Raw genomic sequence first — 14,889 nt, forward strand, 5'->3', positions numbered from 1 at the left:
GGCGTCAAAGCCCGAGTGCACTCACGATTTTCGGCGCGGCGATCTGTCTCGGGATCGTCCCTTATATCGAATGCTCATGATTGTCGTCGCCGAGCGGCAGCGCCCGCAATGCCTTGCCGACTGCGGCGGGCGGCGTTCCGGTCTCCTCGGAAAAACGCATCAGCGTCGGCTCGTGGGCAAGGATGAACTGCAGCACGCCGGCCAGGAATCCCGGTTCATCCGCCGCCCGGCGGATGGAATGAGCTTCGATGCCGGTGATCGCCAGGAAGCGGGGCAGAAGTTCCGGATCGGCGGCGACGAAGCCCAGCGCCTTTACGGCAATGGTTTCCGCTTCCTCGCGCATTGACGCTGCGTTTGCCATCGCTACCTTCCTTCGTGGGCGGAATCGTTCTGTTTTCGCAGTAGTGGCAAGTGTCGCCGGCAGCAAGCTCGCCGACCTGGAATCCGAAAGCTTTTAGGGCGGCCGGTTTCCGTTTCGTCAATCATATTGCCGTATAGTGGGAACAGGTTTGGTGCGTGCCGACAAGGGGCGCATGACGGCACCCTTCGAGTGGAAGGCCGGCCGGGACGGGAAATCGATGCCAAAGAAGGTTATGATCGTCGAAGACAACGAGCTCAACATGAAGCTCTTTCGCGACCTCATCGAAGCGAGCGGCTACGAGACGGTGCGCACACGCAACGGCCTGGAAGCGCTGGATCTGGCGCGGCAGCACAGGCCGGACCTCATCCTGATGGACATCCAGCTGCCGGAAGTATCGGGCCTCGAGGTCACCAAATGGCTGAAGGAGGACGATGATCTCCACGTCATCCCGGTCATTGCGGTCACCGCCTTCGCCATGAAGGGGGACGAGGAGCGCATCCGCCAGGGCGGCTGCGAAGCCTATATCTCCAAGCCGATCTCGGTGCCGCGTTTCATCGAAACCATCAAATCCTATCTGGGCGATGCCTGATGTATTTTTCCAGCCGAGCCGGAGCTTTTGTGAAATGACCGCGCGGATCCTCGTCGTCGACGACATCCCAGCCAATGTCAGGCTGCTGGAGGTTCGGCTGCTCGCCGAATATTTCGAGGTTCTGACCGCCACCAACGGGCCGGACGCGATCGAGATCTGCGAGAACGGCAAGGTCGATGTCGTGCTGCTCGACGTGATGATGCCCGACATGGACGGGTTCGAGGTCTGCCGGCGGCTGAAGGGCGACCCGGCGACATCGCACATCCCGGTCGTGATGATCACCGCGCTCGACCAGGTTTCGGACCGGGTGCGCGGCCTCGAGGCCGGCGCCGACGATTTTTTGACCAAGCCTGTCAACGATCTGCAGCTAATGACGCGCGTGAAGAGCTTGGTCAGGCTGAAGTCGCTGACCGATGAACTGCGGCTGCGCGCCTCGACGACACGCAATATCGGCATCGAGGAGCTTTTGAGCCGCAACTTCGCTACCGATGACGCGGTGCCGAAGGTGCTGCTGGTCGACGAGCGCAAATCCTCGTTCGAGCGCATCCAGAAGATGCTGCGCGGCAGTGCCGCTCTCGACGTCGCCAACGATCCGCATGCCGGCTTCTTCCAGGCCGCCGAGCTGCCCTACGAATGCGTGATGATCTCGACGGCCTTCGCCGATTTCGACCCGCTGAGGCTCTGCTCACAATTGCGCTCGCTTGATCGCACCCGTTTCCTGCCGATCATCCTTCTGGCGGACGAGGGCGAGGAGGGGCGTATCATCCGCGGCCTCGAACTCGGCATCAACGACTATCTGATGCGGCCGATCGACCAGCAGGAGCTGACGGCGCGGCTGCGCACGCAGGTGCGCCGCAAGCGCTACAACGACCAGCTTCGCGCCAGTGTCACCCAGACCATCGAGATGGCGGTGACCGATGCCCTGACCGGTCTGCACAACCGCCGCTATCTCGACAGCCATCTGCAGACGCTGTTCGACCGCGCCGTGGCACGGCGCCGGCCGCTGTCGGTGATGATCACCGATCTGGATCGCTTCAAGAGCATCAACGACGCGTATGGCCATGACGGCGGCGACGACGTGCTGCGTGAATTCGCGCGGCGGCTGCGCAAGAATGTGCGCGGCATCGATCTAGCCTGCCGCTTCGGTGGCGAGGAGTTCGTGGTGGTGATGCCGGACACGGACGGCGCGGTAGCCGAAAAGGTCGCCGAGCGCATTCGCGCCGAAATCGCCCAACTGCCGTTTGCCGTTGGCAGCGAGGGCAAATCGATCGAAGTCACCGTCAGCGTCGGCGTGTCGTCGGTGCTGAAAGGCGTGGACACGGTCGCGGCGCTGATGAAACGAGCCGACCTCGCGCTCTATGAGGCCAAGAGCGGCGGCCGCAATCGCGTCGTCGCCAAGGCGGCGTAGCACCATAGACGAATTAGCCGGTCAACCCGACAAGGTTACGAATTTACCTTAATCCAAGCGAGTTGCGAGGCTTGGTTAAGAAACTGTTGATTTTCATAAGTTGTTGCGCAAATGTGCAGCCCTTAGACGTAACCGGCACGAGGCCTAGATCGCCGGTTCGACCCAAAGAATACCCCATGATGCTCAGGTCCGCCGCATCTCCTGGGTCCGTGGGGTCGGCTGGCCGGCGCTGGCACATAGTGGCCTCCTCGTACCGCTGCCAAACGCCGGCCGGCCCCCAATTTTCAAAACACATCAGGATTTTGCGCCAAGACCCGGAAAACGCTTTGGTTTTGTTGCGACAGCGACAGCGCCCTTTGAAATAGCCGGCTGGGCAGAGCGTATGCGCCCGCAGTCGGTTGACAGGGCCTGTCTTCTATGCAGAAATTGGTTGGACCATTGAGCCATTTTGTGACCCGTTGGCATGACCGAATTCGGCCTTTCCCCCATACAGGCAACTGCTCGCGACGACGCGGTGCTGAAGGCGCTGGCCGGCTTTGTAATGCGGGAAGCTCTCGGGCCCGGCCAGAGACTGCCGACCGAACGCATCCTGGCCGAGCGCCTCAAGGTGAGCCGCAACACCGTGCGCGAGGCGCTGACGCGCTGGGAAGGGCTCGGCCTGGTCGAACGGCGGCAAGGCAGCGGCACCTATCTCAAGGGAGTGGTCTCGCTGGACATGCTGCACATGCCGCTGACGCTGGCCGGCGGCAATGATTTCACCAGCCTGATGCAGACGCTGGAAATCCGCCGGGCACTGGAAGCGGAAGCCGCCGCCCTGTGCGCCGTTCGCGCGGACCAGGCCGAGATCGCCGAGATCGCGCGCAAGCTCGACATTATGGAGCAGGCCTTCCACACCCGCGCAGGGATGTCGGCGGAGGAGGACTGGGAATTCCACCAGTCGATCTACCGCAGTTCCGGCAATCCGCTGTTCGAGCAGATCATCGCCGCCATGCACGAACTGTTTCATCGTTTCTGGGAGCATCCGCTCGGCGTGCGTGATTTCGGCCACGCCAGCTTTCCTTACCACCGCACCATCTACGAACGCATCGCCGCGCACGATCCTGAGGGGGCCCGGGCCGAGGCGCTCAAGCTGATCGCCACCGTCGAGGACGATCTGAAGCGCGGCGCGGCCAAACTCGAACTTTCAGGCCAGAAATGAGCGATCATCCCGCCGGTTTCGAAAACGACTATCTCGCCGAGGCGGCGACGCTTCTCGCCCATGACGAGCCTTTCCCCGGCGGCGCGGTAGTGCCGCCGATCTACCAGACTTCGCTCTTCACCTTCTCCAATTATACGGAGATGGCCGATACATTCGCCGGCAGGCGACGCCAGCCGATCTATTCGCGCGGCGACAACCCGACGGTCATGGAGTTCGAGGCGCGTGTCGCCGCTCTCGAAGGGGCGGAGGCCGCGCGCGGCTTTTCCAGCGGCATGGCGGCGATCAGCGCCACGGTGCTTGCTTTCGTCGGTGCCGGCGAGCGCATGGTTGTCGTGCGCAATTGCTACGGCGATGCCTACCGGCTGTTCGAACGGCTTTTGCCACGGCTCAACATCAAGGTCGACTATGTCGACGGTTCCGATCCGGACGCGGTCGCGGCAGCACTTCCCGACGCCAAGCTGCTCTACCTGGAAAGCCCGACGTCGATGATGTTCGAGCTCCAGGACATAACCCACCTGGCGCGGCTGGCCAAAGAGCAGGGCATCGTCACCACGATCGACAATTCCTGGGCGACGCCGGTGTTCCAGAAGCCGATTTCGCACGGTGTCGACCTGGTGCTGCATTCGGCCTCGAAATATCTCGGCGGCCACAGCGATACCGTCGCCGGTGTGGTGGCCGGTTCGGCTGCCCATATCCGACATATCAACGAGCAGACCTATTCCTATCTCGGCGGCAAACTTTCGCCTTTCGAGGCCTGGCTGTTGCTGCGTGGCCTGCGCACATTGCCGCTGCGGTTGCCGCATCACATGAAGAGCGGGCTGACCATCGCCAAGCGGCTGAAAGCGCATGGCCATGTCGAGCGGGTCAACCACCCGGCCTATTCCAACCATCCGGGCAAGGCGACGCTTGCCGGCTATGCCGGGCTGTTCTCGTTCGAGGTGACGGAAGACGTCGACATCCCGGCTTTCGTCGATGCGCTGAAACTCTTTCGCATCGGCGTCAGCTGGGGCGGCCATGAGAGCCTAGTCGTTCCAGCAAAGGCCTCGCTCGAGCAGACGCCGGGCCTGAATTCGATGGCGCGCTTCGGCGTCAGCCCGCGAACCATCCGGTTCAGTGTCGGATTGGAGAGTGTCGAAGACCTGTGGGCTGACGTTGCCCAGGCCTTCGACAAAGCAAAAAGATAAATGGAGCCGTTCAAAATGGGAGTGCTGAACATGAAAAAACTGAGCATCCTTCTTGGTGCCGTCGCAGGTCTGGCGATTTCCGCCGGCAGCGTGCTGGCCGATTCCACGGTCAAGATGGTCGAGGTCATCACCAGCCCGCCGCGTACCGAATTCCTCAAGAAACAGATCGCCGAATTCGAGGCGGCCAATCCGGGTGTCAAGGTCGAGCTGGTATCGCTGCCCTGGGGCCAGGCGTTCGAGAAGTTCCTTACCATGGTGCAGGCGGCGACACGCCCGACATCGTCGAGATGCCGGAACGCTGGATGGGCCTCTATGCGACCAACGGCCAGCTCGAGGATCTCGGGCCATATATGGCCAAATGGGACGATGCCAAAACGCTGGGCGAGCGTGCCAAGCAGTTCGGCTCGACCGTCAACAACAAGCAGTACATGATCCCTTACGGCTATTACTTGAACGCGCTGTTCTGGAACAAGAAGCTGTTCAAGGAGGCCGGTCTGGACGGTCCGCCGGCGACGCTCGATGAATTCGTCGAGGACTCCAAGAAGATCTCGGCAATACCGGGCAAATACGGCTACTGCCTGCGCGGCGGCCCTGGCGCCTTCAACGGCATGCACATGTTCATGAACATTGCCGCCGGCAAGGGCGGCTATTTCAACGAGGACGGCACCTCGACCATCAACGAGGAAGGCTCAGTCAAGGGCCTGCAGATGCTCGCCGACATGTACAAGAACGGCCTGGCGCCTAAGGACGCGGTGAGCTGGGGTTTTAACGAGACCGTCACCGGGTTCTATAGCGGCACCTGCGCCATGCTGAACCAGGATCCCGACGCGCTGCTCGGCATCGCCGATAAGATGAGCGCCGACGACTTCGCCGTGGCGCCGATGCCAGTCGGACCGAGCGGCAAATCCTATCCGACGCTCGGTTATGCCGGCTGGGCGATGTTCGCCAATTCCCAGCACAAGGACGATGCCTGGAAGCTGATGGCAACGCTTTTGTCGCCCAAGGACAATCTGGAATGGGCAAAGGAAGTCGGCGTCATTCCAATCCACAACGGCGCCGACCAGGACGCTCACTTCAGGACCGAGCAGTTCAAAGGCTGGTTCGAGGAACTGAACAACGGCGACAAATACGAGATGGTGACGCCTCCGACGCATCTGGAAAATCTCGGCAATTTCGTCGACCAGGTGGCGATCAAGAATTTTCAGGAAGTGCTGCTTGGTCAGAAGGCGGCAAAGGACGTGGCCGACGAATGGGCCAAGTTCCTGACCAAGGAACAGCAGGACTGGATGGCCAAGAACAAGAAATAGCGTTCCTCCCTTCTCCCCGTTCACGCGGAGAAGGTATCACAAAGTGAAGGATGAGGGGCGGCGCCAACCCGTCGTGGCTCGTGTTGCCTCTCATCTGCCTGCCCGTCCCCCGCAGCAGCTGCGCTGCAGCTGCGGAGGGTGGACCGGCATCTCCCCGTAAACGGGAAAGGCGCTGTCGCCAGCACATGCTTGCCCCAGGAGACAATCCAGCACCCATGACCTACGCCGTGTCCGAAATACGATCCGTCGGCAGGCCGCGAAAAAAGCGGCTATCCCATGCCGCAATCGAGCCCTGGCTCTATCTCAGCCCGGCGATCGTGCTGCTGGTCGTCGTGCTGCTGGTGCCGCTGGTTATCGGTGTCGGTTACTCGTTCCGCAAATTCTCCGCTTTCAAATCCGAGTATGTCGGGCTTGGGCAGTATCAGGCGATGCTGTCGGATCCCGTGCTCGGGCAGGCGCTCGTCAACACGCTGTGGTGGACGGCAGCCAGCCTGTTCTTCCAGTTCTTCCTCGGCCTTGGCCTGGCGCTGTTGCTAGACACGCCGTTCCGGGGCAGAAAGATCGTGCAGGCGGTGGTGTTCCTGCCCTGGGCGGTACCGTCCTTCCTCTCGGGCCTGACCTGGGCCTGGCTGTTCAACCCGATCATCGGGCCGCTGCCGCATTGGCTCTACGCCTCGGGGCTGAAGACCGAGCCAACCAACGTGCTCTCCGATCCCTCGACAGCCATGTGGGGACCGATCGTCGCCAATGTCTGGTTCGGCATTCCCTTTTTTGCCATCACGCTTTTGGCGGCGTTGAAGTCGATCCCGTCAGAACTGCATGAGGCAGCGGCCATCGACGGCGCCTCGCCGTGGCAACGCTTTACCAAGGTGACGCTGCCGTTCCTGGCGCCAACCATCGTCATTACCGTCATGCTGCGCACGATATGGATCGCCACCTTCGCCGACCTGATCTTCGTCATGACTGAAGGCGGGCCTGCCGGTTCGACGGCCACGGTGCCGGTCTATATCTACGTCAGCGCGTTCAAGTCGCTGGACAAGGGCTATGCCTCCGCTGTGGCGGTGCTGCTGCTTGTGCTGCTCATCGTCTATGCGGTTGCGCTGATCGGCATCCGCCGTTCGCTGGTAAGGCACGTCTGATGATTGCCGGACGCTCCGTCTCCTCGCGCGTTCTCGGCGGCATCGGCCTTTACGGCGCGATCGGAGCCTACATGGCCTTCGCGCTGTTCCCGATCTTCTGGACGTTGAAGATCTCGGTCACGCCGGAGCGGCTGCTCTATTCCGAAGGCATCACTTTCTGGCCGTCGCAAACGACGCTGCAGAACTTCGTCACCGTGCTCGAAGCCACCGATTTTCCACGCTATTTCCTGAACAGCGTTATCGTTTCGGTGTCGACGGCCGCCTTCGTAACGGTCATTGCCACGCTTGCCGGCTACGCCATGTCGCGTTTTTCGTTCCGCGGCAAGGCGACCCTGGCCATCCTGCTTTTGCTCACCCAGACTTTCCCGCTGGTGATGGTCATTCCGCCGATCTACCGCATCATGGGACAGATCGGCCTCATCAACAGCCTGACCGGCCTCGTCATCATCTACACCGCCTTCAATACAGCCTTTGCAACCTTCCTGATGCAGTCGTTCTTCGACGGCATCCCGCGAGACCTGGAAGAGGCAGCGATGATCGACGGCTGCACACGCCTGCAGGCGATGCGCAAGGTGATCGTGCCGCTGACGCTGCCCGGCATGGGGGCGACGCTTGGTTTCGTCTTTACCGCCGCGTGGAGCGAGTTGCTGTTTGCGCTGATGCTGATTTCCAGCGACGACCAGAAGACTTTCGCGGTCGGCTTGCTCACCTATATCGGCAAATTCGCGGTCGACTGGGGACAAATGATGGCGGCTTCCATCCTGGCGCTGATCCCCGTCTGCGTCTTCTTTGCCTTCCTGCAACGTTACCTCGTCACCGGCCTTACCGCCGGCGCCGTCAAGGGATAGATCGATGGCCTCCGTCACACTCGACAAAGTCCGCAAAGACTATGGAGCCGTGCGCGTCCTGCACGCGGTCGATCTCGAAATCGCCGACGGCGAGTTCGTGGTCCTGGTCGGCCCGTCCGGCTGCGGGAAATCGACCCTGCTGCGCATGATCGCCGGGCTGGAGGAGGTCTCCGGCGGCGAGATCCATATTGGCGAGCGCCTGGTTAACGACATCGCGCCAAAGGACCGCGACATCGCCATGGTGTTTCAGTCATACGCGCTCTATCCGCATATGGACGTGTCGAAGAACATGGGCTTCAGCCTGATGTTGAGGAAGGCCGGCAAGCCAGCCATCGAAGCAAGGGTGGACGCCGCCGCCAAGCGGCTCGGGCTCGATGCCCTTCTGCAACGCCTGCCGCGGCAATTGTCCGGCGGCCAGCGCCAGCGCGTCGCCATGGGACGGGCCATCGTGCGCGACCCGAAGGTCTTTCTCTTCGACGAGCCGCTTTCGAACCTCGACGCCAAGCTGCGCGTCCACATGCGTGCCGAGATAAAGGCGCTGCACCAGCAATTGAAGACCACTTCGGTCTATGTCACCCATGACCAGACCGAAGCGATGACAATGGCCGACCGTATCGTCGTCATGCATGACGGCCTCGTCCAGCAGGTCGGCGCGCCGCTCGATCTGTACGACCGGCCGGTCAACATGTTCGTCGCCGGGTTCATCGGCTCGCCCGGCATGAATTTTCTGCCTGCCGTGGTTGAAAAGGGCGCCGGGCCGGATGCCATCCTGGCCGACGGCCAGAAGCTGAGGCTGCCCGACGGCCTGCCGCTCAGGGATGGCGATGCGATCACCGTCGGCTTGCGGCCCGAGCATATCCGGCTCGCCGACAATGGCGCGCTGAAAGGCGAGGTGGGCGTGGTGGAGCCGCTCGGCTTGTCGACCCAGTTCTATACCAGGCTTGCCGGCCAGCAGGTCTGCGTGTTTGCCATGGGCCGGGCCAGCGTGAAGCCGGGTGAGGGCGTGCGCCTGTCGGCTGATCCGGCGTCGCTGCATCTGTTCGATCCGGCAAGCGGCGATCGCATCGACTAGAGCGGTTCCGGTTCTCTTGGAACCGGTAACTCGCTCTAATTATCTGTTTTGCCGCATTTATGCGGACGCCAAATGATTCCATTTGGCTGCAAAATGCTCTAGTCCTGAATTCCCGAAACGAAAAACGCCGCCCGGAAGGCGGCGTTTCGGTACTGCGAGAGAAACCCGATTACTTGATCTTGGTTTCCTTGAATTCGACGTGCTTCTTGGCGACCGGGTCATATTTGCGGAACGACAGCTTGTCCGTCTTGGTGCGGCTGTTCTTGCTGGTCACGTAGAAGAAACCGGTGTCAGCGGTCGACAGAAGCTTGATCTTGATGTTTGCGGCTTTGGCCATGATGTTCGTCCGTTAATGTTCGTGGAGTTTTGGCCGCTGGAGCACGGGAAACACCCGGACGCGGGAAACTTGCCGCGACACATAAAGAACGCGCCCGGAAAGTCAACCCTTGTCCAGGTTCATGCGTCTTCCGTGACTGGCAACACCTTCTTCCAATCTCCCGTCGTGTTCCACCAGCGGTTCGGGTTGGCGCGATCGTCGAGACCCTTGGAGCGGCTGGCAAGCAGTGGCTGAATGCGGATCACCGGCTCCTGATAGCTGTGAACCTGGTAAATCGCTTCGACGACGCGAGCGGCGAGCTTCTGATCATCTGGCAGTTCGAACGACACCTCGACAGTCCCAGGCCGCCTGCGCAATTCGGTCTCGGCGCCGGCGGCGGCACCTTCAAGCGGCCGGTAGCGTTCGATGCCCTCCGCCGACTGAAAGGCATTGCTGTCATATTTGCCCATTCTGAGCGGCGCGATCGCGACCACAGCTTCCATGATGCGATCGACATCAGCTGCCGGTGCCTGAAAGGTCACCAGCAGCAGCAATTCCATCCGCAGCGATTTCGTTTCGAAGCCACTATCGATCATCCGAGGTCTCCCTGCTTATGCACTTGGGGGAGCATATACTCGAGCCCTCCTGACACGGTTGTGTCAGTAGTTGGTCAGCAGTGGGAGCGATGTCGGAAGCTGGACCGACTCAGAGGATTTTGCGGAGCAGCCTGGTGCCGACCAGCACGATATAGCACGCGAAGAACAGGCCGAGCGCCCAACCGAAGCCCGACGGCCCGAAAGCGTCCATGCCGATGCCGATTGCCTGCGGGCCAAGCACCATGCCGACGCCGTAGCAGAGCACGAAAGCGGCGTTGGCGGAGGCCAATTCGTGGCCGGAAAGCTGCGAGCCGAGATGCGCCAGGCCGATTGTGTACATGGCAGCGACCACACCGCCCCAGACGAACAGAAGCGCTGCCATCAAATGCCAGTTCTGCGCGAAGAACGGCATGAAGATTGTGCCGGCAAGCCCGACGGTGGCACAGGCCATCAGCAGATAGCGGCGGTCGCTGACGCGGTCGCTGATCATGCCGATCGGGATCTGCAGCAGCACGTTGCCGAGGCCGATCATGGTGAGCAAAAGGGCTGCGTCCGCCTCTGAGTAGCCGATGCGGCTACCATAGACGGGGAACAGCGCAAAGCCGCCGGTCTCGACCGCGCCGAATACCAGCACGGCGGCGGTCGCCGTCGGCACCAGCCAGATATAACGCAGGAAATTGCTGGTTTCGCCGTCCGAGACGATCGTCGGGCTCTCGTTGCGTGCCGCCAGCACCGGTATGGCAGCCAGCGTAACCAGCGCGATGGTGACGCCGAAAGGGAGGAAACCGCTGCTGCCAAGGTGGGCGAACAGCCAAGGCCCGGCAGCAAAGCCGAGAGACAGCACGGTGGCATAGATGCCGAGGACCAGTCCGCGCCGGTGTGGCGGCGCCGAGGTGCTGATCCAGAATTCCGAGAGGATGAACAGCACCGTCAGCGCGATATGCAGCAGGACCCGCAGCGGAAACCACATCCAGAAAGCTGGCGCGAAATGGAAACCGACAAAGGCCAGCGCTCCGGCCGCAATCATGGCAAGCATTGTCCAGGCGACCCCGAACCGCATGGCAAGCGGAGTGGCGAGCGGCGCGCCGGCGATCGAGGCGAGGCCGGCGACCGCGGTGTTGAGGCCGATCATCGACGCGGAGTGGCCGCGTGTTTCAAGGATCACGCTGAGCAGCGGCATGCCGAGCCCGATGGCAATGCCGACGACGCTGATCGACGAGATCGCCGCGACCATCGGCAGCCAGTGTACGCGTTCCTTGCCCTGCGGCTGGATGTCGACTGTCATGGAATGCCTGGCTGCTCTAGAGAATTTCGCGGACGAAGCGATTGCGGACAAGCCGGTAGAACGGCACGCGACCGCCGGGGCTCAGCAGCGGATCCTGGGCGAGGCGGATTTCCAGTCCCTCCAGGACCGTGCGCGTGATGTCTGGGATATCTGCTTGCCTGGCCTTGGCCAGCGGCAGCCAAACGACGTCCTCCAATTCGTTGGTCGGACCGCCATCCGGCAGTTCCACGGCGACATCGTCGCGCCATGCGGCGAGAAAGCGCGTATCGAACCGGCGCACCCGGTTGGGCGGGGTGATGGCGCGTGCGACGAAGCGCAGCGCTTGCAGTGATGGGATGACGCCGTGCTCGACAAAGCCCTGCCAGTCGCGCTTGGCGGTTGCGAAGACCCCTTTTTGGCCGATCAGCAGGCCGGCCTCCTCATAGGTTTCGCGGATTGCCGACAGGGCAATGGCGCGGGCGCGGGCCGGGCTGGTGCGGCCGATGCCAGCGGTCAATCTCGCTTCTTCGTCGGGATGAAGTGCGGTGGCTGTCGGGATGTGGCTGTCGGCCGGATCGGTGCGGCCGCCCGGAAACACGAATTTTCCCGGCATGAAGGCATGACGGGCGTGGCGGCGGCCCATCAGCACCAGGATCTCGTCGCCCTTGCCGTCGAGCAGGATCAGCGTCGCGGCGTCGCGCGGGCGTATAGGCTTGGCGTCGAGCGCGACCCGCTCAACCTTGTCGACTTCCGCCTTGGTCACAACGTCCATGCGCTCGACCTAGCGGAATCTTCTCCGATGCGAAAGTGGCGTCCAGCCATGCCGATTGCGCCAGCCTCGGTTTCAAGCCTCGGGATGCGACTCGATCAGATCTTCGTCACCGCCAAAGCCGTGCATATAAAACGCCCATTGCAAGCCGATGACAGCGCCCTTGACTGGCTGCAGCAGGACGACGGCGAGAATGATGGTCAATGGCACCCAGATGGCGATGTGCTGCCAGGTCGACAGCGTCGAGGTCGCCTCCACACCCATGAAAGCGCCAAGCACGATGTGGCCGACAATGACCACCACAAGATAGGCCGGCAGGTCGTCGGCGCGATGGTGGTGGAGCTCCTCGCCGCAACGACCGCATTTGTCGACGGTCTTGACGAAGGCGCGAAACAGCTTGCCCTCGCCGCAATGCGGGCAGCGGCCGAGCATGCCGCGCTTCATTGCCGTCCATAGCGGCCGGGCGGTCCGGCCCGAGTGATGTTCGCCGCCGAAAACCCGTTCTTCCACCTGCAGTTCTGTTGGCATTACCGTCTCCTGCCGCGGGAGCCTGGACGCGATTGCGACGCCCGGGCGCGGCCTTTGGCCTTGTGAAACGACCGTTTGGAGCCGGGCAGCGGCTTTGGCTCGGTCAGCATCTCGAAACGCATCGCGCCGGCCATCGGCGCCACCTCGATCAGGCGAACCTCGACGCGATCAGCAAGCTGATAGCCCTTGCCGGTGCGTTCTCCGAAAAGCGATCGAGCAGTTTCGTCGTATATATAGTAGTCGCCGCCCAGGGTTGAAACCGGAATGAAGCCATCCGCGCCATACTGCGGCAATTGGACAAACAGGCCCGATTTGGTGACGCCCGAAATACGGGCGTCGAAACGGTCGTCGATGCGCTCGGCGAGATAGGCGGCGATCAGCCGGTCGACCGTGTCGCGCTCGGCAGCCATCGCGCGCCGCTCGGTCGCCGAAATCAGCGCCGAGACCTCTTCCAGCCGCTCCGCCTCGTCCTGCGTCAGGCCCCCCGGACCAAGGCCGAGTGCGGCAATCAGCCCGCGATGCACGATCAGGTCGGCATAGCGACGGATCGGCGAGGTGAAATGCGCGTAGCGCTTCAGGTTGAGGCCGAAATGGCCGATATTGGCCGGCGAATATTCGGCCTGGCTCTGCGAGCGCAGCACCACTTCGTTGACCAGTCCCTCATTGTCGGCGCCGCGCACGCGAGCGAGGATGCCGTTGAACTGGTTCGGCCGCATCTGCGCGCCGCGCGCCAGCGACAGGCCGAGCGTCTGCAGGAATTCACGCAGCGATTCCTGCTTGGCGAGCGAAGGCGCGTCGTGGATGCGATAGACCAGCGCCTGCCGCTTCGCCTCGAGTGTCTCGGCGGCGGCGACATTGGCCTGGATCATGAACTCTTCGATCAGCTTGTGCGCGTCGAGCCGCTCCGGCACGACGACCTTGTCGACGGTGCCGTCCTGCTTGAGCAGGATCTTGCGCTCGGGCAGATCGAGTTCAAGCGGCTGGCGCGTGTCGCGGCCGCGCTTCAGGATCCCGTAGGCGTCCCATAGCGGCTTCAGCACCGAATCGAGAATCGGGCCAGTCGTGTCGTCCGGTGCGCCGTCGATCGCCGCTTGCGCCTGCTGATAGGCGAGTTTCGCCGCCGACTTCATCATGACGCGATGGAACGAGTGTCTGAGTTTGTGGCCGTCGGCCGAAAAAGTCATACGCACCGCTATCGCCGGACGATCCTGGCCCTCGCGCAGTGAACAGAGGTCGTTCGAGATGCGCTCCGGCAGCATCGGCACGACGCGGTCGGGGAAATAGACCGAATTGCCGCGCTTCAGCGCTTCGCGATCGAGCGCCGTGCCATAGCGCACGTATGCAGCGACGTCGGCAATGGCGACGGTGACAACCACGCCGCCGGCGTTCTTCTCGTCGGTGTCGGGCATGGCGAACACCGCGTCATCATGATCCTTGGCGTCGGCCGGATCGATGGTGAGCAGCGGCAGCTCGCGCCAATCCTCGCGGCCGGCAAGCGTCGCCGGCTTGACCGCCTCCGCCTCGGCGATGACGTCGGCGGGAAAAATATGCGGAATGTCGTGTGCGTGAATGGCGATCATCGAGACCGCCTTTTCGCTAGTCAGCGAGCCCAACACCGCCAGAACCTTGGCTCTCGGCAGCCCGTAGCGGGAGGCCCGCGCCGGCTCGACCTCGACCAGGTCGCCGTTCTTGGCGCCGTTCTGGAATTCCTTGTCGACGACCAGCTCCGGTTGGCGCCTTTCCACCGGCTCGATGCGGAACGTGCCGTCCTTCAGCACGCGAAAAACGCCGAGAACCGCATCGGTGCGCTTCTCGAATATCTTCATAACCCGGCCGGTATAGGCGGGGCCTGCCGGGTCGTCGGTCGGAAAGGTCTTGGCCAGCACGCGGTCGCCGATACCAGGCGTCGGCCCATTGCCGCCGCGCGACACGCGGATCGCTATGACCGGAGGTTCGCCATTGCCGATCGCTTCGGTCGGGTGCGCCAGCAGCACACCGTCGGCGTCACGGCCGAAGATGTCGAGCACCGCGACGTGGGGCAGGGCGCCGACACGGGCGAGCCGCTTGCGCTCCTTGGTCAGCAGGCCTTCATCCTGCAGGTCGCGCAAGACGTCCTTCAGCCAGATACGGTCTTCGCCGCGTAGCGCAAACGCCTTGGCGATGTCGCGTTTTCCGGCGCGGCCCGGATTTTCGGCGATGTAACGCAGTATCTCGTCGCGTGACGGCCGGTAATTGTCCCTGACCTTGGCGCGGGTATCGGCGGTGCGCAGATCGCCGTGGCTTCTTCCGGAGACTTTGCGCGCCAACCTG

14 protein-coding genes and 1 pseudogene are annotated in these 14,889 nt (G+C 62.5%); 8 read left to right on the forward strand and 7 right to left on the reverse strand.

The genetic code is table 11. The features are described from left to right. Positions 1-61 precede the first annotated feature (61 nt). A complete protein-coding gene (locus tag NKJ12_RS28130) occupies positions 62-361 on the reverse strand; it encodes a DUF3572 domain-containing protein (protein ID WP_352706585.1) in 300 nt (99 codons plus the stop codon). A gap of 217 nt (positions 362-578) precedes the next feature. Here NKJ12_RS28130 and NKJ12_RS28135 point away from each other — a divergent pair, with 217 nt between their 5' ends. The 8 genes and pseudogenes from NKJ12_RS28135 (at position 579) to NKJ12_RS28170 (ending at position 9,106) form a co-directional block, all read left to right on the forward strand. Next, positions 579-950, forward strand: a complete 372-nt coding sequence (locus NKJ12_RS28135) for a response regulator (protein ID WP_006334976.1) — start codon at positions 579-581, stop codon at positions 948-950. A gap of 34 nt (positions 951-984) precedes the next feature. Continuing rightward, positions 985-2,358 (forward strand): PleD family two-component system response regulator, encoded by a 1,374-nt coding sequence (locus NKJ12_RS28140; protein WP_352706587.1) that lies wholly within the window; start codon positions 985-987, stop codon positions 2,356-2,358. 463 nt (positions 2,359-2,821) lie between these two features. Then, positions 2,822-3,556, forward strand: a complete 735-nt coding sequence (locus NKJ12_RS28145; protein ID WP_352508833.1) for a FadR/GntR family transcriptional regulator — start codon at positions 2,822-2,824, stop codon at positions 3,554-3,556. Further along, positions 3,553-4,740 carry a PLP-dependent transferase gene (locus tag NKJ12_RS28150; RefSeq protein ID WP_352706589.1) on the forward strand — a complete coding sequence of 396 codons (1,188 nt, stop codon included), beginning with the start codon at positions 3,553-3,555 and terminating at the stop codon, positions 4,738-4,740. Before NKJ12_RS28145 ends, NKJ12_RS28150 begins: the two co-directional genes overlap by 4 nt. Positions 4,741-4,770: 30 nt before the next feature. Next, a pseudogene (locus tag NKJ12_RS28155) lies at positions 4,771-6,047 on the forward strand (ABC transporter substrate-binding protein). Positions 6,048-6,262: 215 nt separating this feature from the next. Further along, positions 6,263-7,186 (forward strand): carbohydrate ABC transporter permease, encoded by a 924-nt coding sequence (locus NKJ12_RS28160; RefSeq protein WP_352706591.1) that lies wholly within the window; start codon positions 6,263-6,265, stop codon positions 7,184-7,186. Continuing rightward, on the forward strand, positions 7,186-8,034 hold the full coding sequence (locus tag NKJ12_RS28165; protein ID WP_352706594.1) for a carbohydrate ABC transporter permease: 849 nt from the start codon (positions 7,186-7,188) through the stop codon (positions 8,032-8,034). The genes NKJ12_RS28160 and NKJ12_RS28165 overlap by 1 nt, the downstream gene beginning before the upstream one ends. Positions 8,035-8,038: 4 nt before the next feature. Continuing rightward, complete coding sequence (locus NKJ12_RS28170; protein WP_352706595.1) at positions 8,039-9,106, forward strand: ABC transporter ATP-binding protein; 1,068 nt, start codon at positions 8,039-8,041, stop codon at positions 9,104-9,106. Between the two features lie 169 nt (positions 9,107-9,275). Here the strand turns inward: NKJ12_RS28170 and rpmG are convergent, their stop codons facing one another. The 6 genes from rpmG to rnr all read right to left on the reverse strand — a co-directional run bounded on the left by rpmG (position 9,276) and on the right by rnr (position 14,885). Continuing rightward, positions 9,276-9,443 carry a 50S ribosomal protein L33 gene (rpmG, locus tag NKJ12_RS28175; protein WP_006201775.1) on the reverse strand — a complete coding sequence of 56 codons (168 nt, stop codon included), beginning with the start codon at positions 9,441-9,443 and terminating at the stop codon, positions 9,276-9,278. 119 nt (positions 9,444-9,562) lie between these two features. Then, on the reverse strand, positions 9,563-10,018 hold the full coding sequence (locus NKJ12_RS28180) for a YqfO family protein (protein ID WP_352706598.1): 456 nt from the start codon (positions 10,016-10,018) through the stop codon (positions 9,563-9,565). Between the two features lie 109 nt (positions 10,019-10,127). Next, complete coding sequence (locus tag NKJ12_RS28185) at positions 10,128-11,303, reverse strand: MFS transporter (RefSeq protein WP_254820145.1); 1,176 nt, start codon at positions 11,301-11,303, stop codon at positions 10,128-10,130. Positions 11,304-11,319: 16 nt separating this feature from the next. After that, positions 11,320-12,054: an NUDIX hydrolase gene (locus tag NKJ12_RS28190; RefSeq protein ID WP_352706600.1), complete on the reverse strand. Its 735-nt coding sequence runs from the start codon at positions 12,052-12,054 to the stop codon at positions 11,320-11,322. A gap of 72 nt (positions 12,055-12,126) precedes the next feature. Then, positions 12,127-12,579: a DUF983 domain-containing protein gene (locus NKJ12_RS28195; protein WP_352706603.1), complete on the reverse strand. Its 453-nt coding sequence runs from the start codon at positions 12,577-12,579 to the stop codon at positions 12,127-12,129. After that, complete coding sequence (gene rnr / locus NKJ12_RS28200) at positions 12,579-14,885, reverse strand: ribonuclease R (protein ID WP_502905742.1); 2,307 nt, start codon at positions 14,883-14,885, stop codon at positions 12,579-12,581. The genes NKJ12_RS28195 and rnr overlap by 1 nt, the downstream gene beginning before the upstream one ends. Between the last annotated feature and the right edge of the window lie 4 nt (positions 14,886-14,889).

The sequence above is a fragment of the Mesorhizobium sp. M0195 genome (assembly GCF_040322115.1).
In the GTDB taxonomy this organism is placed as follows: Bacteria; Pseudomonadota; Alphaproteobacteria; order Rhizobiales; family Rhizobiaceae; genus Mesorhizobium.